Here is a 22,550-nt window from a genome sequence, read left to right on the forward strand (position 1 = left end):
GGTTCGGCGGCGGCAGCGATTCACGCAAGGATTCGGACATGGATGTGCAAACGGTTTTGGCGGTTTCCAGCTTCGCCACAGTCACCTCGATCACACCCGGGCCCAACAATATGATGCTGCTGGCCTCTGGGGTGAATCACGGGCTTCGCGCCACGGTGCCGCATATTTTGGGCATCAGCGTGGGTTTTTTTGTGCTTCTGGTAGCGGCAGGCCTGGGGGCCGGGGCTTTGCTGGCGCAATGGCCGCAGCTGCATCAGGGGCTCAAGGCGCTCGGTGTGGGCTATATGGTGTGGTTGGCCTGGAAACTTTGGCATGCTGAGTCGTCGGCCGTCCCTGCTATTCCTGTTTCAGCCACGGTGCCGGTCACTGGGACACTCCCGCAGGTGGCGTCGCGTCCCATGAGTTTTTGGGGTGCGGCAGCATTTCAGTGGGTCAATCCCAAGGCCTGGATGATGGCGCTGGGCGCGGTGGCGGGTTTCATCGGCCCGCACGGCGGCGTGTGGGCGGTGCTCGTGCTGGGGGCTTTGTGTGCGGCGGTGAATTTGCCTTGCGTCAGCCTGTGGGCCTTTGGCGGCGCCAAGTTAAGTGGCTGGCTGGCGCAGGACTCACGCCGGCGCCGCTTCAATGCAGTAATGGCGCTGTTGTTGTTGGCCAGCATCTGGCCGATGTTGAACGCTTGACCCCACGGTTTGGTGAGCGTGATTGCAAAATCACCTCACAATCAAGTTCTTGAATATGCCTTGTTGCAGAGAATCGGAGACGAATCAGATGTTGTCCACGCCACCTTCAGCTTTCCATTTGGCGCGCCGTGCTGCGCGCATGAATCCGTCCATCATCCGCGAGATTCTCAAGGTCACCGAGCAACCCGGCATTTTGTCCATGGCCGGTGGTTTGCCTTCGAGCGACACGTTTCCTGTCAGCGAATTGAAGGCGGCCTGTGAGCATGTGCTGACCCACACCCCGAGCGAGGCTTTGCAGTACGCCGCCAGCGAAGGATTCGGGCCATTGCGTGAATGGGTGGCAGAGCGCGCCAAGACGCTCGGGATGAAGGTTTCGCCCGATCAGGTGCTGATCACCAGCGGCTCTCAGCAGGGCTTGGACTTGGTCGGCAAAATCCTGTGTGATGCCGGCGCCCCGGTGGCGGTTGAAACCCCGACCTATCTGGGCGCGCTGCAGGCCTTCACCCCCTACGAGCCGATTTTTGCCAGCCTGGACAGCGATGAGCAGGGCGTGTCGCCAGCGGCTTTGGCCCGTCTGCCGCATGACGCGCCCGGCACGCGCTTTGCCTATTTGTTGCCCAATTATCAAAACCCCACCGGCCGTGTCATGAGTGCGGCGCGGCGTGAGGAGGCCATGGCGGCCGCACGCTCCGCCGGTGTACCGGTGGTGGAAGATAACCCCTACGGCGATTTGTGGTTTGACGAGGCGCCCTTGCCGTCGTTGAGTTCGCTATGGCCCGAAGGGTCGATCTACCTGGGCAGTTTCTCCAAGGTGCTGACGCCGGGATTCCGCTTGGGCTACATGATTGCGCCGCCGGCCTTGTATCCCAAACTCCTGCAGGCTAAGCAGGCCGCCGACCTGCACACGCCGGGCTTCAATCAGCGGGTGGTGTATGAGGTAATCCGCAACGGCTTTCTGGATCAGCACGTGCCGAAAATCCGCGCGCTCTACAAAGCCAATCGCGATGCCATGGCCCAGGCGCTCCAACAGCATTTGCCGCCGGGCTGTGAATGGCAAACGCCCAAGGGCGGCATGTTCTTCTGGGTCCGTTTGCCGGAAGGTCTGGACGCAATGGCCCTGCTGCCCAAGGCGGTGGACGCGGGCATCGCCTTCGTGCCCGGGGCGGCCTTTTATGCCCATGCGCCGGACCCACGCACGCTACGTCTGTCGTTCGTGACGCTCACGCCGACTCGAATCGGTGAGGGCGTGGCCATTCTCGGGCGGGTGTTGCGTGAAGCGCTGCAACTCTCAGCCGAGCACGCACCATGAGTTTGCAAGCCCGACGCTTTGCGCAGGTGGACGTGTTCACCGCCATGCCATTGCGAGGCAACCCGCTGGCGGTGGTGATCGATGGTGAAGGCTTGAGTGAAGCGGCGATGGCGGCTTTCGCCCGCTGGACCAACCTCAGCGAAACCACCTTCATCCTTCCGCCCAGCGATCCGGCGGCGGACTACCGGGTGCGCATCTTCACCCCCGGCGGTGAACTGCCTTTTGCGGGCCACCCGACACTGGGTACGGCCCATTGCTGGTTGATGCACGGGGGCATTCCCAAGGCCAAGGGCATGGTTGTGCAGGAGTGTGGCATCGGCTTGGTGCGTGTGCGCCGCGTGGCCGATCGCAACAAGGAGCGGCTGTCGTTTGCTGCGCCGCCGCTGCGCCGCTCCGGCCCTGTCGAGCCGGAGGTGCATGCCCAGGTCCTGCGCGCCCTGCAAGTCGGCGCTGACGATGTGCTGGACGTGCAGTGGGTGGACAACGGTCCGCAATGGCTCGCCGCCAGACTGAAAAACGCGGAGGCGGTGTTGGCCCTTCGCCCGGATTTCATCGCCATGGCGGGGCTCAAGCTGGGTGTGGTGGGAGCGTATCCCGCCGGCTCGCCGCAGCAGTTCGAGGTGCGAGCCTTCGTGCCCGGGCTGGGCGTGCCGGAAGACGCCGTCACCGGTAGCCTGAATGCGGGTTTGGCCTTGTGGTTGCAGGGTGCTGGTCTGGCACCGGCACGTTATGTGGCCGCGCAGGGCGCCGCTTTGGGCCGGGCCGGGCGCATCTATGTGCAGCGCGACGACGCGGGTGAAGTCTGGATCGGTGGCGACGTGACGCCGCTGATCGAAGGGCAAGTGCGGTTGTGATCCGGCGTTAGGTGTCGTTCGGAGTGCTGTGATGTTGAAAATCCTGGGCAAGGCCGCCTCTATCAATGTGCGCAAGGTGTTGTGGACCTGCGCCGAGTTGGGGCTGGACTTTGAGCGCGAAGACTGGGGGGCGGGCTTTGCTGACACGGCACAGCCGCAGTTTCTGGCCCTGAACCCCAATGCCATGGTGCCCGTGTTGATCGATGGCGATTTCGTGCTGTGGGAGTCCAACGCCATCTGCCGCTATCTGGCGACACGAGAGGGTAGTACGCCCTTGCTGCCCGTTGAGCCGCGCCCGCGAGCGCTTGTGGAGCAGTGGATGGACTGGCAAGCGGGTGAATTCAACAACGCTTGGCGCTATGCCTTCATGGGTCTGGTGCGCCAGAGCGTGGCGCATCAAGACCCCGTGCAACTTGCCGCGAGTGTGGCCGCTTGGCATCGGCATGCGGCCATCTTGGCCCGGCAACTCGAAACCACGGGCGACTACGTGACAGGCCCGCAATTCACCTTGGCGGATGTCGTGCTGGGATTGTCGGTCCATCGGTGGGTGCAGGCGCCTTTGCCGGAGCGCCCCGCGCTGCCGGCTTTGAATGCCTATTACGCGCGCTTGAGTGAGCGTGCCGGTTTTATGGTGCACGGCCGAAATGGCCCGCCCTGAAGGCCCGGCTGCCGCCAAGCCAGCGCGTTGAAACGATCGGCTGCTAACGCTGCAACGCTGCTGCAGGCAAGCTTCCTTTGAAAGTCGAACAGCGTTGCTGCGGTTACGACGGGTTACGAGCTTAGGATGGCGAGTTGCGCCATCTTCTGTTTGCCTTGCTCTTGAGTTCCCGCCATGCCTGCCAATGAGAAATTGTTCCAAGTCGAATTGGCAGGAGTCATTCCCGCCACCTTGGGTGAGTCGCCGCTGTGGGATGTAGCAACGCAAAGCTTGTTTTATGTCGACATCGCTGAGCGACAGGTCTTGTGCCTCGACCCCGCTAGCGGTGGCCTGCGGCGTTGGCAACTCGATAGTGAACCGGGTTGCATCGCCTGGGTCGAAGGCGGCGGCTTGCTGGTGGCGCAGCGCAACGGCCTGTGGCGGCTTGATCCAGATACGGGCGCGCATGTGCGATTGGCGGCTGCGCCCTTCGATGGCACCAAACAACGATTCAATGATGGCAAGCCAGACGCGCAGGGGCGCTTCTGGGTCGGTACCATCGATGATGCCCGTCTGCCAAACGCCGGGCTGTACCGTTATGCCGACGGCGCCATGACTTGCATGGCTGACGGCATCGTGACCTCCAACGGCCTGGCCTGGAGTCCGGATCAAAAGCAACTTTACTGGTCAGACACCAAAGCGCATGAAATCTATGCGCTGGATTTCGACGTCACCACCGGCGCGGTGGGCGAGCGCCGGGTGTTTGCGCGCTTCCCTCCGCGGGCCGCCGGCCAGCCCTTGGCAAACTACGGGGGGCGTCCCGATGGCGCGGCTGTTGATGTCGACGGGTGCTATTGGGTGGCCATGTTCGAGGGGCAGCGTCTGCTGCGCCTCTCGCCAGAGGGGCAGGTGTTGCAAGATCTTGCGTTGCCGGTGCGCTGCCCGACCATGCCCACCTTTGGCGGCCCTGATCTGCGCACGCTCTATGTCACCACGGCTCGTGAAAAACGCCCCGCGGAGGAGCTGGCAGCCCAGCCTTGGGCCGGTTGTGTCCTTAAAATCAGGGTCGAAATCCCGGGGCTGGCGCCCTGCAAGGTCCGGCTCTCCGCCTGAAACTGAGCGGTTGGTGCCTCCTGTAACGGGGCCTCTTAGCACCAGGCTTGGGCATGTGGCTCTAAAAAGACACGGGTTTGCCCATATAATCTATGGGTTTTGCCGACAGGCGTTCCAAAAGTCATGGCTGAGATCAAGGGCGACAGGGGTAACTTGGCTGTAAGCCAAATGCCCCAGACTTCTGGGCTGGCTGCGGAATCAACGCAGCAGCAACAGTCACAACAACAGGAGAAGACCTACCGGTCAACGTCTGATTGGGGTGATGAGGTTGAAGACCCGGATTTCAAGGCCCTGACGCGTCAAGAGGCTCAGACCTTGGCGATCAAGTACCCGTCCATATCGCCTTGGCGGGTGGTTGCAGTTCAGGCTGTGACTGGCGTGGCGGTGGCTTTGCTCTGGTGGGTTTTCACCGGGCAGGGCAGCAAAGGGTGGTCGGCACTGAGTGGTGCGGCTGCCGTGGTTTTGCCCAATGCCTTGATGGCCTGGGGCATGACCGGGCTCTCCAGAGGGATCCCTGGCGCTGAGGTGCTGGGGTTCATGTTCTGGGAGTTGATCAAGATAATGACGGCCGTTGCAATGCTTGCAGCGACTGCGGTATGGATGCCGGATCTGAGTTGGCCAGCCTTGCTGGTGGCTTTGGTCGGGTGTTTGAAAGTTAATTGGTTGACCCTGTTTTGGCAGGGTCGCTTGAACAAAGTTAAGCGAGACGGAATCTGACGATGGCAGCCGAAGAGCACGCACAACACGCACCGAATGCGGGTGAGTACATCCAGCACCATTTGCAGCATATGCAAATGAATTTCTCGGGTGAAATGGTCAAACAGGCCAAGATTGTCGACTTCAGTCTGTTCAATCTGGATTCGTTGATCTATTCGTCCATTCTTGGCTTGATCGGGTGTTTCCTGCTGTGGCGTGCGGCTCGCGCGGTCACGTCCGGCGTGCCGGGGCGCTTCCAGGCGGCGGTTGAAATTCTGGTTGAAATGGTCGAGACCCAGGCCAAGGGCGTGATTCACAACGCCACCAGCCGCAAGGTGATCTCGCCTCTGGCGTTGACCGTGTTTGTCTGGATCTTCCTGATGAACTTCATGGACATGCTGCCTGTCGACCTGCTGCCCAAGCTCTGGGGCGACTACAACGCTTCCATCGGTCACGATCCGCACCATGCCTTCATGCGTGTGGTGCCCACTGCTGACTTGTCGACCACCCTCGGCTTGTCGACCAGCGTCTTGTTGATGTGTTTCTTTTACAGCGTCAAGATCAAGGGCATCGGCGGTTGGACGCATGAGTTGCTGGCAGCACCTTTTGGTGACAAGTGGTTCCTGTACCCGATCAACTTCTTGATGCAACTGATTGAATTCGCTGCCAAGACCGTGTCTCACGGCATGCGACTGTTCGGCAATATGTTCGCCGGTGAACTGGTGTTCATGCTGATCGCGCTGATGGGCGGCGTCTGGGCCTGGGACTTGAACCCCTTGACAGGTGGTTTCTGGCTCGGCTTCGGCCACCTCGTGGCGGGCACGGTGTGGACGCTGTTCCACATCCTGATCATCACGCTTCAGGCCTTCATCTTCATGATGTTGACCCTGATCTACACCGGCCAAGCGCACGATCATCACTGATCTGTACTTGTCTGTCATTCGGTTCTAGTTTTACCCTTCGTTTCTTTTTTTCTTTTCTTTCAATTCCATTCAGGAGCAAATCATGGAAAACATCCTCGGTCTCGTCGCGCTGGCTTGCGGTCTCATCGTTGGTCTGGGCGCTCTGGGCGCTTCTATCGGCATCGCGCTGATGGGTGGCAAGTTCCTGGAATCTTCGGCTCGCCAACCTGAGCTGATGAACGAACTGCAAACCAAGATGTTCATCTTGGCTGGTCTGATCGACGCCGCTTTCCTGATCGGCGTGGCTATCGCTCTGCTGTTCGCATTCGCCAAGCCTTTCGCCATCTGATTGATGGGCCCTTTCACAGTTGAAAGGATAGCTCTGTGAATATCAACGCAACCCTGTTCCTGCAAGCGATCGTTTTTGCGATCCTTGTGTGGTTCACCATGCGCTACATCTGGCCTCCAGTGATGAAGGCCTTGGATGAGCGTGCGCAGAAGATCGCTGACGGTTTGGCCGCAGCTGACAAGGCAAAGTCCGAGTTGGCCAACGCGAACAAGAAGGTCGACGAGCAATTGGCTCTGACTCGCAACGAAACCACCAAGCTGTTGGCCGACGCTGAAAAGCGCGCGGCTGCCATCGTGGCGGCGGCTGCCGGTCAAGCGCAAGAGAAGGCTGCCAAGATCGTGGCTGATGCGCAAGCTGAAGCCGACGCGTCGTCCGTGCGTGCCCGTGAAGTCCTGCGCGAGCAAGTGGCTGCACTGGCCGTCAAAGGCGCTGAGCAGATTTTGCAGCGTGAGGTCAATGCCAGCGTGCACGCCGAGTTGCTGGGTCGTCTGAAGACGGAACTGTAATCATGGCCGAGCTCGCAACCATTGCCCGTCCGTACGCCGAAGCGCTGTACCAGGTCGCCCAAAAGCATGACCTGCAAGCTTGGGCTCAAAAGCTCGACGTGTTGGCGGTGGTGTCGCAAGACGCTGACTTGAGCCAATTCGCCGACTCGCCCAAGTCCACGCCTGAGCAGGTGCTGGCCGTTTTGACGGCCGCTGCCAAGCAAGAGCTGACCCCCGAGCTGCTGAACTTTCTGCAGACGGTGATCGCCAATGGCCGCCTTGGCGCGCTGCCTGAGGTGGTGGCGCAGTTTCATGCGCTGGCCAATGCGGCAGCGGGCGTGGCTGACGCCCAAATCTTCAGCGCTTACCCCATCGAGCCGGCACAGCTGGCCGACGTGGTGGCGACGCTGGAGAAGCGTTTCGGTCGCAAGCTCTTGCCTCAAGTCACGCTGGAGCCCACGCTGATTGGCGGTATCCGCGTGGTGGTTGGCGACGAGGTGCTGGACACCTCGGTCAAACACCGCCTGGAACGCATGAAAGTGGCGCTCACCGCTTGATTGCGGCGTAACGCGACGACGACACCTAACCGTTCATCCCTGCGTCGGGTGCTGTGGCAAAAATGCTCGCAGCAGCCCGGCCAGGTGGGAGCCTCGCAATGAATTTGAATCCTGCAGAAATTTCCGAACTGATCAAGAGCCGTATTGAGGGTCTTGGCGCTTCGACCGACGTGCGCAACCAAGGTACGGTTGTGTCTGTGTCCGACGGCATCTGCCGCATCCACGGCCTGTCCGATGTGATGCAAGGCGAAATGCTGGAATTCCCCGCTGGTGCTGATGGTCAACCGACCTTCGGCCTGGCCTTGAATCTGGAGCGCGACTCGGTCGGCTCCGTGATTCTGGGTGCCTACGAGCACATCTCCGAAGGCGATACCGTCAAGTGCACGGGCCGCATTTTGGAAGTGCCGGTTGGCCCCGAGCTGATCGGCCGCGTGGTCAACGCCCTGGGTCACCCCATCGACGGCAAAGGCCCGATCAACGCCAAGATGACGGACGTGATCGAAAAGGTTGCTCCCGGCGTGATCGCCCGTAAGTCTGTGGATGAGCCCGTGCAAACCGGCCTGAAGTCCATCGACTCCATGGTGCCCGTCGGCCGTGGCCAGCGCGAGCTGATCATTGGCGACCGCCAGACTGGCAAGACGGCTGTCGCCATCGACGCCATCATCAGCCAGAAGGGTCAGAACATGACCTGCATCTACGTTGCGATCGGCCAGAAGGCTTCGTCGATCAAGAACGTGGTGCGCGCTCTGGAAGCCAATGGCGCGATGGAGTACACCATCGTCGTGGCGGCTTCGGCCTCTGAATCCGCCGCCATGCAGTACGTTTCGGCCTACTCGGGCTGCACGATGGGTGAGTACTTCCGCGACCGCGGCCAAGACGCATTGATCGTGTATGACGACCTGTCCAAGCAAGCCGTCGCCTATCGTCAAGTCTCGCTGCTGCTGCGCCGTCCTCCAGGCCGCGAAGCCTACCCTGGCGACGTGTTCTATCTCCACAGCCGTCTGCTGGAGCGTGCCGCTCGTGTGAACGCCGACTATGTCGAAGCATTCACCAAGGGTGAAGTGAAGGGCAAGACCGGTTCTTTGACCGCACTGCCTATCATCGAAACCCAAGCCGGTGACGTTTCTGCCTTCGTTCCGACCAACGTGATCTCGATCACCGACGGCCAGATCTTCCTGGAAACCAACCTGTTCAACGCCGGTATCCGCCCCGCCATCAACGCCGGTATTTCGGTGTCGCGCGTCGGTGGTGCAGCGCAGACCAAGCTGATCAAGGGCCTGTCCGGCGGTATCCGTACCGACTTGGCGCAGTACCGTGAATTGGCTGCCTTCGCGCAGTTCGCCAGCGACCTGGATGAGTCCACCCGCAAGCAGCTGGACCGCGGTGCCCGCGTGACCGAGTTGCTCAAGCAAGCTCAGTACTCGCCTCAGCCGATCAGCCTGATGGCTGCCACGCTGTACGCGGTGAACAAGGGCTTCATGGACAGCCTGGACGTGAAGAAGGTTCTGGCATTCGAGCACGGCCTGCATCAATTCCTGAAAACCAGCCACGCCGCTTTGCTGGCCAAGCTGGAAGCCGCCAAGGCCATGGACAAGGATGCCGAAGCCGAGTTGAACGCCGCCATCACTTCTTTCAAGAAGTCCTTCGCTTAATGCCCATGACGGGGTGGATCAAGTACTGAGTCACCCCATCTGAACAGGAGAAATCATGGCATCAAGCAAGGAAATTCGCGGCAAGATCAAGTCGGTCGAGAACACCAAGAAGATCACCAAGGCCATGGAAATGGTTGCGGCTTCGAAGATGCGCAAGGCCCAGGAACGCATGCGTTCCGCCCGTCCCTACAGCGAGAAAATTGGCAACATTGCCGCCAATCTCGCCCAGGCGAACCCCGAATATCAACACGCCTTCCTCGTTCAGAACGAGGGAGCCAAAGCGGTTGGTTTCGTGGTTGTGACGACCGACAAAGGCTTGTGCGGCGGCTTGAACACCAATCTGTTGCGCGCAGCGACCACCAAGTTGAAAGACCTGGAAGCTGCCGGCCAGAAGGCTGAGGTCGTTGCCATCGGCAACAAGGGCCTGGGCTTCATGAACCGCATCGGCGCCAAGGTGGTGGCTCACGTCACCCAGATGGGTGATCAGCCGCATATCGAAAAGATCATTGGCCCGGTCAAGGTGCTGCTGGACGCTTACGCGGCCGGCCAACTGAGCGCTGTCTATCTGTGCTACACCAAGTTCATCAACACGATGAAGCAAGAACCGGTGGTTCAGCAGCTCTTGCCGTTGAACACCGAAGGCATGAAGACGGCAGGCGGCACGCACTCGTGGGACTACATCTACGAGCCGGACGCGCAAACAGTGATCGACGATCTGCTGCTGCGTTACACGGAGGCGCAGGTCTACCAGGCCGTGGCAGAAAACATGGCGTCCGAGCAATCGGCACGCATGGTGGCGATGAAGGCTGCAACCGACAACGCCGGCACCTTGATCGGTGAGCTCAAGCTGGTCTACAACAAGACCCGCCAGGCGGCCATCACCAAAGAGTTGTCCGAGATTGTCAGCGGCGCGGCCGCTGTGGGCTGATCCCAGCCCCACAGCACGCTGAACCAGACGCAACGAATACTGATTGAAGGAAACGATATGTCGAACACTCAAACCAACGCCGTTGGCAAGATCGTTCAGTGCATTGGCGCGGTGGTGGACGTGGAGTTCCCCCGCAACCAGATGCCGAAGATCTATGACGCGCTGAAGATGCAAGGCTCCACGCTGACGCTGGAAGTCCAGCAACAGCTGGGCGACGGCGTGGTGCGTACCATCGCCCTGGGCTCGTCCGACGGCCTGCGCCGCGGCACCGAAGTCTTCAACACTGGCGAAAACATCCAGGTCCCGGTCGGCAAGGCCACCCTGGGTCGCATCATGGACGTGCTGGGCGCGCCCATCGACGAGCGCGGTCCTGTGGCGCAGACGCAAGTCGCGTCCATCCACCGTCAAGCACCCGCTTACGACGAACTGAGCCCCTCGCAAGAGCTGCTGGAAACCGGCATCAAGGTGATCGACCTGATCTGCCCGTTTGCCAAGGGCGGCAAGGTGGGTCTGTTCGGTGGCGCCGGCGTGGGCAAGACCGTGAACATGATGGAACTCATCAACAACATCGCCAAGGCCCACAGCGGTCTGTCGGTGTTTGCGGGTGTGGGCGAGCGTACCCGTGAGGGCAACGACTTCTATCACGAGATGGCCGATTCGGGCGTTGTGAACCTCGAGCAACTCGAAGAGTCCAAGGTCGCCATGGTTTACGGCCAGATGAACGAGCCTCCAGGCAACCGTCTGCGCGTGGCCCTGACCGGCCTGACCATCGCTGAATCCTTCCGTGACGAAGGCAAGGACGTGCTGTTCTTCGTGGACAACATCTACCGCTACACCCTGGCCGGTACCGAAGTGTCCGCTCTGCTGGGCCGTATGCCTTCCGCCGTGGGCTACCAGCCGACGCTGGCCGAAGAAATGGGCCGTCTGCAAGAGCGCATTACCTCGACCAAGGTCGGTTCGATCACCTCCATCCAGGCCGTTTACGTCCCTGCCGATGACTTGACCGACCCCTCGCCTGCCACGACCTTCGCTCACTTGGACTCCACCGTCGTGTTGTCCCGTGACATCGCTTCGCTGGGTATCTACCCCGCCGTGGACCCGCTGGACTCGACTTCGCGTCAGCTGGACCCGAACGTGGTTGGCGAAGAGCACTACCTGACTGCCCGTGGCGTTCAGCAAGTGCTGCAGCGTTACAAGGAACTGCGCGACATCATCGCGATTTTGGGTATGGACGAGCTGTCGCCTGAAGACAAGCTGGCCGTGTCCCGTGCTCGCAAGATCCAGCGTTTCCTGTCGCAGCCTTTCCACGTGGCCGAGGTGTTCACCGGCTCGCCCGGTAAGTACGTGCCCCTGAAGGAAACCATCCGCGGCTTCAAGATGATTGTGGCTGGCGAATGCGACCACCTGCCTGAGCAGGCTTTCTACATGGTTGGCACCATCGACGAGGCCTTCGAGAAGGCCAAGAAGCTCCAGTAAGACGGCGTACTTGGGCCTGATGCGGCGTTGCCGTGCAAAGCGGACACCCGCCCGCTTTGCACGCGGCGCCTTGCCTCAGACCCGACTACTTGCTTACTGAAGCTTCTTTTGGACTTTTACGCTAAAGGAAGATTGATATGGCAACTATCCATGTGGATGTGGTTTCCGCCGAAGAGCAAATCTTCTCCGGCGAAGCCAAGTTTGTTGCACTGCCGGGCGAAAGCGGCGAGCTGGGCATCTTGCCCCAGCACACGCCCTTCATCACCCGCATCAAACCGGGCGCTGTACGCATCGAGAAGGCTGACGGCGGCGAAGAATTCGTCTTCGTGGCCGGCGGTATTCTGGAAGTGCAACCTGGCACCGTGACCGTACTCGCCGACACCGCTATCCGCGGCAAAGACTTGGACGAAGCCAAGGCAACTGAAGCCAAGAAACTGGCGGAAGAAGCGATGAAGAACGCCAAGTCCGACATCGACTTCGCCGTCGCTCAAAGCGAATTCGTTGTCATGGCTGCGCAGATTGCGGCTTTGCAGAAGTTCCGCAAGAAGTGATTGGCTGAAGTTTTGCCAGGAGGCCTGCTTTGACAGGCCGTCAGCAGAACATCGACGCCCGCCAACGAAAGTTGCGCGGGCGTTTTCTTTGCTCATCTGCTAACTTCCCTGCATCTGATTTAAACCTAACCGTACCGTTCCATGCACGCCTGATCAGGCCATGAACGCGCGCCGAGGCCTTCCCCAATGTCTACTCCCATCGCTATCTCTCGCCAACACGGCATGGACGCCATCGTTCTCGAATCCCCCGACGGTGCCCGCGCCACCATCCTGCTGCATGGCGGCCACATTGTTTCCTGGGTGCCTGCAGGGGGTGCGGAGCAGTTTTATCTGTCCCCGCAGTCGGCCTTTGCGTCCGGGCAGGCGGTGCGGGGCGGCGTGCCGGTGATCTTTCCTCAGTTTGCGGGGAGGGGGCCATTGCAGAAGCATGGTTTTGCGCGCAGCAAGCCGTGGCAGTTGGTGCTGGCTGAACAAACGAGCGAGGATGCACTGGCAGTCTTGCGGCTGACGGACGATGCCGCGACGCGCATGTTCTGGCCCCATGCCTTTGAGCTCGAATTGAGCGTGCGCTTGAGTGGGCGCGATCTGCAGATTGAACTGGCTTGTGAAAACAAAAGCGAACAGGCGTTTGACTTTACCGCTGCTCTGCACAGTTACTTCCGCGTCAATGATCTGGACGAAGCCAGTGTTCAAGGATTGTCTGGGCTTCACTACTGGGACTCAGTCGAGAACGTCGAGAAAATGCAGCGGGTAGATTTGCTGCTGCCGGGGGGGGATCTCGATCGCATCTACACCCAAGTCAAAGAGCCGCTGCTGCTGCGCGAGCAAGGCATCAGCACCGAGCGCCGTCTGCAGATCCGCCAGCAGGGCTTTGACGATGCGGTGGTGTGGAACCCGGGTGCCACCAAATGTGTGCAGTTGGCGGACATGCCGGCGGACGGCTATAAACAGATGCTTTGCATCGAAGCCGCAACGGTGGCGCACCCCATTCGACTCGAAGCTGGCGATGTTTGGGTGGGCCGTCAAGACCTGACTCTTCTCTGATATTGTCAACGCGGTTTTAGTTGTCCCGCCGCATCAGGAGCGTTCATGAAGAGCCAAACGAAAATCACGGCAAAGTCTGACCGCACTAAAAAGAAGACAGTGCCACTGTCTGGACCCGCGCCGTCGAAGAAGCTCAGCAAAAGCGAATATCTGGAGCACCTTGCTCCCTTGCACCTGGAACTCAACATTATGGCCCGCTGGTTGCAAAAGACCGGCAAGCGCTTGGTGGTGTTGATGGAGGGGCGGGACACCGCGGGTAAGGGCGGGATGATTTCGGCCATTGCCGAGACTTTGAATCCACGCCAATGCCACACGGTTGCCTTGGGCAAGCCCAGTGAGCGAGAGCAGGGCGAGTGGTACTTTCAGCGCTATGTGGAGCACTTGCCGTCGGCGGGTGAAATCGCCTTGTTTGACCGCAGCTGGTACAACCGGGCGGGCGTTGAGACGGTGATGGGTTTTTGTACGCCCGAGCAGACGCAGGCTTTTCTGCACCAGACGCCGGTGTTTGAAAAGCTGCTGGTGGATGACGGTGTCTTGTTGTTCAAGTACTGGCTGACCGTGGACCAGGCCCAGCAGGAGGAGCGATTTGCCGAGCGCTTGGCCGATCCGCTTAAACGCTGGAAGCTGTCTCCCGTCGACATGGAGGCTCGCTCGCGCTACAAGGCGTACGGCGATGCGCGCGAGGTAATGCTGCAGGCCACGCATACCCGCCATGCCCCGTGGACGTTGGTAGATTTCAATGATCAGCGGCGCGGCCGCCTGACCTTGATCCGCCATCTTCTGGACCATCTGCCCGATGTGGCGCTGCCGCCCGACCGGATCCGGTTCCCGGCACTGGGCCAAGCGCCGCTGACCGAGGTGTTCACCGGCAAGCTCAAGCCTTTGCGAAACGTGGTGTGAGGGCTCGGCTTCTGACGCTCAGAGGAGAACAACCCGATCCGATAACTCGTTGGGTTTACTGACACCCGGCGACAGGGGGAAATGCAGGGTGAGCAGGCGGTCGACGCCGGCGATCGCTTCGATGAGCCCAGGCTCGAAGTTGCGACCCGCCAGATGCTGGCGCAGTTGCTGAATCAGGGCCTGCCACTCCGCCGCGCTGACTTTGGCATTGAGCCCACGGTCTGCCACGATTTCAATCGCTTGGTCGGCAAGCAGCAGATAGATCAGCACGCCATTGTTGGCCTCGGTGTCCCAGACGCGCAATTTGCCGAACAGGGTCACAGCGCGTTGGCGCGGCGTTAGCTTCTTCCAGAGGTAAGACAGCGGCAGGCCAGCCTCCACGCAAACGCAGATTTGGCCTGCGTGGCGTGCTTCGCTCTGCCGAACCAGGCCCTCGAGCGTGCGGAGGGCCTTATCTGGCAGGCATTTTTTGACATCGCCGTGATCTGTCCAGCGGTGTTTGAGCAGTCGTTTCAGCATTCTTACCAGCCCCCTGAAGCGCCACCGCCTCCAAAATCACCACCGCCACCGGAGGAAAAGCCACCTCCGCCACCTCCGAAGCCGCCGCCTCCGCCGCCCCCAAACCCACCACCCGGGAAAATGGGCGGGCCGCCGCGCCGACCCGTGCCTGATCCCACCCCGATCACGCCAACCAGTACCAGGGCCACCAACCCGGCCAAGCCAGCCACGATCAGGCTGCCGGCGACAAACCAGCCGATGGCACCCGCAGCACCGCCCGTCAGCAAGCTGCCGAGCTTGCGCCCGAAGACACCGGTCAGCACGCCGCCCAAGACCGGCACACCTATCAGGAATAAAACCCCCAACTGCTCAAAATCGAAGCCCTGGTTTTGATGTTTGCCCGGAGCGTCGGCGGCGGGCAAGGGCAGGTTTTCACCGCGGATGCGGGCGCTGAGTTGATCCACTGCCTGATCCAGCCCGCCGGCGTAGTCGCCTTGCCGAAAGGCGGGCGTGATGACACGTTGGATGATCTGGCTAGCGGCCAGGTCGGGCACGGCGCCTTCCAGGGCTTTCGCCACTTCGATGCGCACCTTGCGGTCGTTTTTGGCCACGACAATCAGCATGCCGTCGCCCACGCCGCGCCTTCCGATCTTCCAACTGTCTCCCACCCGTTGAGCAAAGGCGGCGATGTCTTCGGGCTGGCTGGTGGGCACGAGCAAGATGACCAACTGCGAGCCTGCACTTTGCTCAAACGCCGCCAGCTTGGCTTCCAGCGCGGCTTGTTGCGGAGCTTGCAAGGTAGCGGTTTGGTCGATCACCCGGCCGCTCAGCGGCGGAATTGCCACCAAGTCTTGCGCGTGCACCGCCACCGCCCAGAGCATCAGGCATAGCAGCGAGAAAAGCTGCGAGAGGTGGGGCAGCGAAAGCCCAGGCAGCAGCAACTGGCGGGCTCGGCGACAGCGGATCATCATGGCCGGCCGACGGGTTTACTTGGACGCTGCAGGCACAGCCGGCACGGCGGGCTTGGCGTCAAAGCTCACCGCGGGCGCCGTGCTGATGGCCGCCACGTTTTCTACCGTGAAATTCGGCTTGACGGTATAACCCATCACCTTGGCGGTAAGGTTGCTGGGGAAGCTGCGGGTTAGCACGTTGTAGTCGGCCACGGTCTTGATGTAGCGATTGCGCGCCACGGTGATGCGGTTTTCCGTGCCTTCCAGCTGCACGCGCAGATCCTGAAAACCCTGGTTGGCCTTCAAGTTAGGGTAGTTTTCACTCACAACCAGTAGGCGGGAGAGGGCGCTGCTGACCTCGCCTTGCGCGGCCTGGAATTTCTTCAGGGCCTCGGGGTCTTTGGCCAATTCGGGCGTGACCTGGATGCTGGTGGCCTTGGCTCGGGCTTCAATCACCTTGGTGAGCGTTTCTTGCTCGAAGTTAGCTTCGCCCTTGACGGTGTTGACGATGTTCGGAATCAGGTCGGCGCGGCGCTGGTACTGGCTCAGCACTTCGGACCAACTGGCGTTGACTTGTTCGTCCAGTTGTTGAAACTGGTTGTAGCCGCAGCCCGACAGGCTGAGCGTGGCGGCCACGGCAACTGCGGACAGGGCGCCGCGTCGGATCAGTTGGGTCATGTGAAGTCCTCCAAAAAGTGACCGGGGAAGGTCTTTGCGATAGAAGCAAAACTGCAGATGAAGCCGCTGTTGCGCTTTGCAACAGCGGCACAAGCTGCGCTCAGTATCGCTGCCCATTTGCGTTAAATCGAATGGCAAGGTTCACAGCAAAGGATAATGCCCGGCCATGAATGCTCCTTTGCAAAACGACACCTTCTTGCGGGCCTGCCTGCGCCAGCCCACCGAGTACACCCCTGTCTGGCTGATGCGCCAGGCGGGGCGCTATTTGCCAGAATACCGCGAGACGCGGGCCAAGGCGGGTAGTTTCATGGGATTGGCGACGAACCGCGACTATGCCACCGAGGTCACGCTCCAGCCGCTGGAACGTTATGACCTGGACGCTGCGATTTTGTTCAGCGACATCCTCACCGTCCCCGATGCCATGGGCCTGGGCTTAAGTTTTGCGCAGGGTGAAGGCCCCAAGTTCGCCAAGCAAGTGCGCGATGAAGCGGCCGTAGCCGCCCTGGCGGTGCCGGACATGGACAAGCTGCGCTACGTGTTCGACGCCGTGTCCTCGATCCGCAAGGCCTTGAATGGTCGGGTGCCGCTGATCGGTTTTTCGGGCAGCCCCTGGACCCTGGCCTGCTATATGGTTGAAGGTGGTGGCTCAGACGATTATCGTCAGGTCAAGAGCTTGATGTACGCCCGCCCCGATTTGATGCATCGCATCCTGGCCATCAACGCCGAGGCCGTGGCCCAGTACTTGAACGCACAGATCGAAGCCGGCGCCCAAGCGGTGATGCTGTTCGACTCCTGGGGCGGCGTGTTGGCCGATGGCATGTTCCAGCAATTCAGCCTCGCGTACTCACGCCAGGTGCTGGCGCGAGTGAAGACGGAGCACGAAGGGCAACGCATCCCGCGTCTGCTGTTCACCAGGGGCGGTGCGTTGTGGCTGGACGAGATTGCCGATGCCGGCGCCGATGTGGTTGGCCTGGACTGGACGGCCAACCTCGGGCGTGCACGTGCGCGGGTGGGTGACCGGGTTGCGCTGCAAGGCAACCTGGACCCGAACGTGCTGTTTGCGCCGCCCGATGCGGTGCGCCAGCAGGTGCGGGCCGTGCTGGACAGCTTTGGCAATCCGCACCGCGCCGATGGCGGTTGGGACGGGCATGTGTTCAATTTGGGGCACGGCATCAGCCAATTCACGCCGCCTGAGCATGTGACGGCTTTGGTGGATGAGGTGCACCGCTATTCACGTCATTTGCGCCAGCCGGTTTGACGCTTAGCGCTGGGGCTGTGCGGGGCCCCGCGCCTTTTCTTGGTGCGGCCATTCGTGAAGTAAGCACTCAGGTTTCAACTTATCCCCAAAACGGGGCAGTGTGCTGAGCGGAATATTTCATGGGATGAATCCCATCATGGTTTTCCCGGTTGAATGCTAAGTGATTGAATTTCAATGGTTTGTGGATTCACTGCGCCAAACGGCTCATCCGGCCGAGTGGCGATGACAAGGCTGTCGTCCTTGTGTCTCTCGCACTTTTCCCACAAAGTTATCCACAGATTTCTTACCGATATTTTTGCCCATTCAAATCATGTACTTAGCGCGCAAATTTAAGGCGAACTTTCGCGAACATGCGCGCCTTGGCCGATTTGTGCCTGGGGCCCCATGAGTGAAACGCTGCAAGCGCATGACACCGTCTTGCGAGTGGCGGTGGATGCGCCTCAGCACAGCGGACTGATCGATCCCCTGGACTATCTGAGCCCTGGCCCCTTGCCGCCCGGCAGTTTGGTGCGGGTGCCTTTTGGGCGGCGAGAAACCTTGGGCATCGTCTGGCCGGGGAATTCCGCGTCGGAGATCGACCCTGCTTCCTTGCGCCCCATTCAATCCACTTTGGACGCCTTGCCGCCGCTCAGCCGCACCTGGTGCCGCTTGATCGAGTTCGCCGCCAGTTATTACCAACGCAGCATTGGCGAGGTGGCCTTGTCGGTGCTGCCGCCGCAGTTGCGCGATCTGGACAGCCAGCAGCTCAAGTTGCGCCTGAAACGTGCAGCGAAGTTGCCCGTTGGCGCGTCGATTGGCAGCCCGGGGGAGGAAGTTTCAGTCACGGATGCAGCCGGCCCTACGCTCAATCCCGCGCAAGCCCAGGTTCTGGCCGAGTTGGATGCCTTGCTCCAGGCCGATGTGCCGCAAACGGCACCCGCACCCGTGCTGCTTTATGGTGTAACAGGCAGTGGCAAGACTGAGGTTTATCTGAGGGCGGCGGCGCATGCCCTTAGCCAAGGCCGCCAAGTGCTGGTGCTGGTGCCTGAGATCAATTTGACGCCGCAATTGGAGGCGCGTTTTGCCGAGCGCTTTGCCGGCCGGCGCATGGTTTCTTTGCACAGCGGACTGACGCCCGCGCAGCGCCTGCGCCATTGGTTATCGGCCCATCTGGGCGAGGCAGAGCTGGTGCTGGGCACGCGTCTGGCGGTGTTCGCCTCGTTGCCCCGTTTGGGACTGATCGTGGTCGATGAAGAGCACGACCCCTCTTACAAGCAGCAAGACGGGGCCCGCTATTCAGCACGCGACTTGGCCGTCTACCGCGCCCATCAGGAAAAAATACCTGTCATCTTGGGCTCGGCAACCCCTTCGCTCGAAAGCTGGCAGCGTGCCAATGAAGGGCGCTACAAGCGCCTGGTGTTGCCCGGGCGCATTGGCGGCGGCGCCCTGCCGAGAGTGCGCCTGTTCGACATGAAGATGTTGCCCTTGACCAAGGGTGTGACGACGGCGCTCACTGCACCGCTCATTCAGGCGCTGAGAGCGCGGCTGGAGCGCGGCGAGCAAAGCCTGATCTTCTTGAATCGGCGCGGCTACGCGCCGGTGCTGCATTGCGGTGAATGCAACTGGAAAAGCGACTGCCCGCATTGCAGCGCCTGGCGGGTCTTTCACAAAGGTGACCGAACCTTGCGCTGTCACCACTGCGGGTTCACCGAGCGAGTGCCGTTTGCCTGCCCCACCTGCGGCAATCAGGACATCGCGCCGCTCGGGCGAGGTACCGAGCGGCTGGAAGAGCAACTCGCCGAGACTTTTCCCGGCGCGCGCGTAGCTCGCATCGATGCCGATTCGACCAAGCACAAGGGTCAGCTGGAAGCGGCCTTGCAAGCAGTGCACGATGGCGAGGTGGATATCCTGGTGGGCACCCAGATGATCACCAAAGGGCACGACTTTCGCCGCATCACCTTGGTGGCGGCGGTCAACCCAGATGGTGCCTTGTTCAGCAGTGATTTTCGGGCGCCGGAGCGGCTGTTCGCCCTGCTCATGCAAGCAGGTGGGCGGGCAGGGCGCGATGCCGAGCAGGCCGCCCGCAGTGAGATGTGGGTGCAAACCTGGCACCCTGAGCACGCCCTGTACAAGGCGCTGGTCCAGCATGATTTCGAATCATTCGCGAAGAGCCAACTCGCTGAGCGCGCCTCCGCCGGGCTACCGCCCTTCGCCCATTTGGCGCTGCTGCGTGCCGAAGGGCGGACGGTGGAGGTCGCCAAGGGCTTTCTCGACGCAGCCGCAGCTTTTGCCCAGCAATTGCCGCCGGCCTCACAGGTGCTGATCTATCCCTGCATCCCCATGAGCGTGGCCCGGGTTGCTAACGTCGAGCGCATGCAGATGCTGGTGGAAGCCGCCAGCCGTGGGGCTTTGCAGCACCTGTTGTCGATGTGGATGCCTGAACTTCACGCCCTCAAGCGGACGCACAAGGGACTGCTACGCTGGGCGGTGGACGTGGACCCCTTGGCGATTTGAGGTCGTTACGTTGTTGCGCGGCTGATCTCAATGGGCGACGCGGGCCGCGCTCAAATTCAGGCCAGAGGCTCCGCCGGATAGCCGGCTTCCGCCAAGGCTTCGCGCAGCAAACCTGGCAAGTCACGAACCAGATTGGGCTTGTGGATGACAGGCACACCCTCCAGGGCGAAGGCGTATGGCGCGCGTTCAGCCTCGCTCAGTGACGTCACCACAATCAGTTTGCTTTGCGCAAATTGAGGCTGCGAGCGCAGGCTGGTGATCAGCGTGGCACCGTCAATGCCCGGCAGCAAGATATCGACGATCAAGACATCGGGCAGCAAATTACCGCACATTGCTAATCCGACAATGCCGTCATGGGCCACGTGCAACTCCAAACTTGGAAATTGCTGACCGACGAGGAGCGACACTAAATTTTGGAAGTGAACGGAATCTTCAATCAGCAGCATCCGGGGCGCACCTGAGGGGGGCGCGTTGCGGGATGCTTTGGTGCGCGGAGGCAGCGCCGGGGCGGCCCATTCAGCGCGTGCGCTCCGCTCGGTGCGTGATGCGCTTGCGCCATTCATGCGCTGTGCAGTCCAGGCCTCGACCGAGCTGCGGGAAATGCGCCGGTGGCCGCCGGGCGTCTTCCAGGCCACCAACTCGCCACGATCAACCATCAACTGAACCGATCGAACGGCCAAGCCCAGCATGCGGGCGACCTCCATCGTGCTGCAGTCGTGACTTTCGTCGGCGGTTTGAATTTGTTTGTTTGGCATTCGTCAATTTTGCCGAAAATTTCTCACTTGTGCCGCAAAAATTACGGATTAAAACGGCGCTATTGATAGATATGGGTATCTGTTTTTCGCTGAATTTCGATCGTAGTGTCAATCTGATCGTCGGGGGGCGTGCTTTTCATACAGTTTGGGGATATGCGCCTGCGCGTAGGGTCTGTCGATTTGTCACCTGAAAACTGGGATGATGCCTGCCCGACTGTTCGTGTGCCCTTGTGGCGTGACTGTCGCCGCACTCCCCCTATCTGTGGGGCTTTGTAGTTAGAGGGGCAAAAACTGGCGATGAGCACACTAACATCACGGTAACTTTCCTATGCGCATGCCAGAACTAAACCTTCCCCCGCCTGCCGCTCCTGTGTCCATGAGCGAGGGCTTGGCCCTGGGCGTATGGCGGGTGCGCTCTGCGTTGGAGAGTGGTGGCGTGGCGCCCTGGGGGTCGTCCGGCCAACCTGCCCAGTGGTACGGTGTGAGCCACGCTTTGGCTAAGGACCAAACGGCGGTCGCCTCGATTTTGCCCCGGGACGAGCGTTCTATAGCCGTCATGTTGCGGTTTGGGGATCTGGCTGCAGAGTTTGAACAACTGAGCCATCCCGCGCTCGCCCCCCCCACGGACAGCGGCGTCACGCCTACGGGGCAGCCGTATCTGATTTTCGAGCGAGGCCAGGGTCGGCCTCTGTTGCAGGCGGCCGCCGCTCTGCCCTTGAGGGAGCGCCTGGCCTTGTTGCTGCAGTTTTGCGAGGCCTTGCGCGCCGCGCATCAGCAAGGCTGGCTGTGGGCTGAAATCGATCCCTCCATGGTGTGGCTGGGCCATGACCATCAGGTTCGACTGATGGCCTTGGGCCTGATGCGCATGGCTGAACCCAGCAGCCCTTTTGAACATGTGATGGCGTTGAGTTCTGCAGCGGGCTATGCCAGCCCCGAAATCTTGGCGGGTGAAGTGCCCAACTTGGGCAGCGAAGTTTTTGGCGTGGGTGCGCTGCTGCGCGCGCTGGTGATGGGCGAGGCAATGGCCGGTGTGGCGGGCTCTGGCGACGTGGAGCCCGCCTTGAGCCCCAAGGCGCAGTTCAGTCTGGATGCCTTGATCCACAAGGCGCTGGCGCCGCAGCCTGAATTTCGCTATGCCAGCGTGGATGATTTTTCCAATGATTTGAAGGCTTGGCTGGCTGGGCAGGATCATTCGGCGCTGAGCTTCAAGCCGATGCCTGAACTGCGGGAGCCCCTGGCCGTGGCCATTGAATCAACGGTTTCGCCGTGGTCGCCCGCGCGCAGCGGGGGGCGATGGCTGGCGGCCTTGGTCTTGCTGGGTGTGCTGATGGCCGGGGCCTGGGTGGCGCGTGATGTGCTGAGGGTTCAATGGCAGCATTTCGCGGCCAAGGGCCCGGACAGCGAACTGGCGGCCTTGCGCCCATCGGTCGCGGCGGCACTGCCCTCCGATCCGCAGCCCGTGTCACTGCAACAGCAACAGCAACCGGGCAAGCCTGTCGATCTGACCGATGCTCCGCCTGAACCCGCACGCGATACCGCGACGCTTGTGCCAACCGGCCATGGCGACACCCGTCCCGCACTCAAATCAATGGGCAAGGCGGCCGTGAAAACTCAGGGTTATGGGATCAAGCCGGACCTGTCGGCGGCGTCGGGCGTGGTGCCAGGTGAGGGCGGCACGTTTGACCCTAACGCCGAGTCCCCGCTGAGCGCCGCCGCTCAGGAGGCACCGCCCGTCGCATCTGGCGCGTTGCGGCCTTGAGCATGGCGACCGTGGTGTGGGCGGTC

At 61.1% G+C, this 22,550-nt stretch carries 23 protein-coding genes; 19 read left to right on the plus strand and 4 right to left on the minus strand.

The features are described 5' to 3' along the window. Window positions 1-38: 38 nt before the first annotated feature. From PRZ01_RS07085 to ppk2, 16 genes are all read left to right on the plus strand, one after another. Window positions 39-680, plus strand: coding sequence for a LysE family translocator (locus PRZ01_RS07085; RefSeq protein ID WP_273596072.1), 642 nt, complete (start codon window positions 39-41; stop codon window positions 678-680). Window positions 681-819: 139 nt separating this feature from the next. Further along, window positions 820-1,989: an aminotransferase-like domain-containing protein gene (locus PRZ01_RS07090; RefSeq protein WP_273596073.1), complete on the plus strand. Its 1,170-nt coding sequence runs from the start codon at window positions 820-822 to the stop codon at window positions 1,987-1,989. Between the two features lie 2 nt (window positions 1,990-1,991). Then, window positions 1,992-2,843 carry a PhzF family phenazine biosynthesis protein gene (locus PRZ01_RS07095; RefSeq protein WP_273596183.1) on the plus strand — a complete coding sequence of 284 codons (852 nt, stop codon included), beginning with the start codon at window positions 1,992-1,994 and terminating at the stop codon, window positions 2,841-2,843. Window positions 2,844-2,874: 31 nt separating this feature from the next. Then, window positions 2,875-3,501, plus strand: coding sequence for a glutathione S-transferase family protein (locus PRZ01_RS07100; protein ID WP_273596074.1), 627 nt, complete (start codon window positions 2,875-2,877; stop codon window positions 3,499-3,501). A gap of 174 nt (window positions 3,502-3,675) precedes the next feature. Then, window positions 3,676-4,593 (plus strand): SMP-30/gluconolactonase/LRE family protein, encoded by a 918-nt coding sequence (locus PRZ01_RS07105; RefSeq protein ID WP_273596075.1) that lies wholly within the window; start codon window positions 3,676-3,678, stop codon window positions 4,591-4,593. Window positions 4,594-4,761: 168 nt separating this feature from the next. Beyond that, a complete protein-coding gene (locus PRZ01_RS07110; RefSeq protein WP_273596076.1) occupies window positions 4,762-5,310 on the plus strand; it encodes an ATP synthase subunit I in 549 nt (182 codons plus the stop codon). Between the two features lie 2 nt (window positions 5,311-5,312). Next, the gene (gene atpB / locus PRZ01_RS07115; RefSeq protein WP_273596077.1) at window positions 5,313-6,212 is read left to right on the plus strand and encodes a F0F1 ATP synthase subunit A; all 900 of its coding nucleotides are present in this window, start codon (window positions 5,313-5,315) and stop codon (window positions 6,210-6,212) included. 82 nt (window positions 6,213-6,294) lie between these two features. Continuing rightward, window positions 6,295-6,540, plus strand: coding sequence for a F0F1 ATP synthase subunit C (gene atpE, locus PRZ01_RS07120; protein WP_058721792.1), 246 nt, complete (start codon window positions 6,295-6,297; stop codon window positions 6,538-6,540). 35 nt (window positions 6,541-6,575) lie between these two features. Further along, the gene (locus PRZ01_RS07125; protein WP_273596078.1) at window positions 6,576-7,046 is read left to right on the plus strand and encodes a F0F1 ATP synthase subunit B; all 471 of its coding nucleotides are present in this window, start codon (window positions 6,576-6,578) and stop codon (window positions 7,044-7,046) included. A 2-nt stretch (window positions 7,047-7,048) separates the two neighbouring features. Then, a complete protein-coding gene (locus PRZ01_RS07130) occupies window positions 7,049-7,582 on the plus strand; it encodes a F0F1 ATP synthase subunit delta (RefSeq protein ID WP_273596079.1) in 534 nt (177 codons plus the stop codon). 98 nt (window positions 7,583-7,680) lie between these two features. Then, a complete protein-coding gene (gene atpA, locus PRZ01_RS07135; protein WP_273596080.1) occupies window positions 7,681-9,234 on the plus strand; it encodes a F0F1 ATP synthase subunit alpha in 1,554 nt (517 codons plus the stop codon). A 55-nt stretch (window positions 9,235-9,289) separates the two neighbouring features. Then, window positions 9,290-10,162: a F0F1 ATP synthase subunit gamma gene (atpG, locus tag PRZ01_RS07140; protein WP_273596081.1), complete on the plus strand. Its 873-nt coding sequence runs from the start codon at window positions 9,290-9,292 to the stop codon at window positions 10,160-10,162. A gap of 57 nt (window positions 10,163-10,219) precedes the next feature. Beyond that, entirely contained in the window at window positions 10,220-11,638 is a 1,419-nt protein-coding gene (gene atpD / locus PRZ01_RS07145; protein ID WP_273596082.1) for a F0F1 ATP synthase subunit beta, read from the plus strand. Window positions 11,639-11,775: 137 nt separating this feature from the next. Beyond that, the gene (locus PRZ01_RS07150; protein ID WP_273596083.1) at window positions 11,776-12,189 is read left to right on the plus strand and encodes a F0F1 ATP synthase subunit epsilon; all 414 of its coding nucleotides are present in this window, start codon (window positions 11,776-11,778) and stop codon (window positions 12,187-12,189) included. A gap of 186 nt (window positions 12,190-12,375) precedes the next feature. Beyond that, window positions 12,376-13,233 (plus strand): D-hexose-6-phosphate mutarotase, encoded by an 858-nt coding sequence (locus tag PRZ01_RS07155; RefSeq protein ID WP_273596084.1) that lies wholly within the window; start codon window positions 12,376-12,378, stop codon window positions 13,231-13,233. Between the two features lie 45 nt (window positions 13,234-13,278). Continuing rightward, window positions 13,279-14,133: a polyphosphate kinase 2 gene (ppk2, locus tag PRZ01_RS07160; protein ID WP_273596085.1), complete on the plus strand. Its 855-nt coding sequence runs from the start codon at window positions 13,279-13,281 to the stop codon at window positions 14,131-14,133. Between the two features lie 18 nt (window positions 14,134-14,151). Here ppk2 and PRZ01_RS07165 read toward each other — a convergent pair whose 3' ends face one another. From PRZ01_RS07165 to PRZ01_RS07175, 3 genes are read right to left on the minus strand one after another with little or no spacing between them, the layout of a single operon-like run. Beyond that, window positions 14,152-14,652 (minus strand): TPM domain-containing protein, encoded by a 501-nt coding sequence (locus PRZ01_RS07165; protein ID WP_273596086.1) that lies wholly within the window; start codon window positions 14,650-14,652, stop codon window positions 14,152-14,154. Window positions 14,653-14,654: 2 nt separating this feature from the next. Continuing rightward, window positions 14,655-15,602, minus strand: coding sequence for a TPM domain-containing protein (locus tag PRZ01_RS07170; RefSeq protein WP_409993817.1), 948 nt, complete (start codon window positions 15,600-15,602; stop codon window positions 14,655-14,657). Between the two features lie 15 nt (window positions 15,603-15,617). Beyond that, window positions 15,618-16,259, minus strand: a complete 642-nt coding sequence (locus PRZ01_RS07175; protein ID WP_273596087.1) for a LemA family protein — start codon at window positions 16,257-16,259, stop codon at window positions 15,618-15,620. Window positions 16,260-16,425: 166 nt separating this feature from the next. Between PRZ01_RS07175 and hemE the strand changes: the two genes are divergently transcribed. After that, window positions 16,426-17,517, plus strand: a complete 1,092-nt coding sequence (gene hemE / locus PRZ01_RS07180) for a uroporphyrinogen decarboxylase (protein ID WP_273596088.1) — start codon at window positions 16,426-16,428, stop codon at window positions 17,515-17,517. A 384-nt stretch (window positions 17,518-17,901) separates the two neighbouring features. Next, window positions 17,902-20,010 (plus strand): primosomal protein N', encoded by a 2,109-nt coding sequence (locus PRZ01_RS07185; RefSeq protein ID WP_273596089.1) that lies wholly within the window; start codon window positions 17,902-17,904, stop codon window positions 20,008-20,010. A gap of 56 nt (window positions 20,011-20,066) precedes the next feature. Here the strand turns inward: PRZ01_RS07185 and PRZ01_RS07190 are convergent, their stop codons facing one another. Then, window positions 20,067-20,765, minus strand: coding sequence for a helix-turn-helix domain-containing protein (locus tag PRZ01_RS07190; protein ID WP_273596090.1), 699 nt, complete (start codon window positions 20,763-20,765; stop codon window positions 20,067-20,069). Between the two features lie 376 nt (window positions 20,766-21,141). On the opposite strand from PRZ01_RS07190, the gene PRZ01_RS07195 reads away from it, so the two are divergent. Further along, the gene (locus PRZ01_RS07195) at window positions 21,142-22,524 is read left to right on the plus strand and encodes a serine/threonine-protein kinase (protein WP_273596091.1); all 1,383 of its coding nucleotides are present in this window, start codon (window positions 21,142-21,144) and stop codon (window positions 22,522-22,524) included. Window positions 22,525-22,550 lie beyond the last annotated feature (26 nt).

It is taken from the genome of Roseateles koreensis (assembly GCF_028595305.1).
In the GTDB taxonomy this organism is placed as follows: domain Bacteria; phylum Pseudomonadota; class Gammaproteobacteria; order Burkholderiales; family Burkholderiaceae_C; genus Paucibacter_A; species Paucibacter_A koreensis.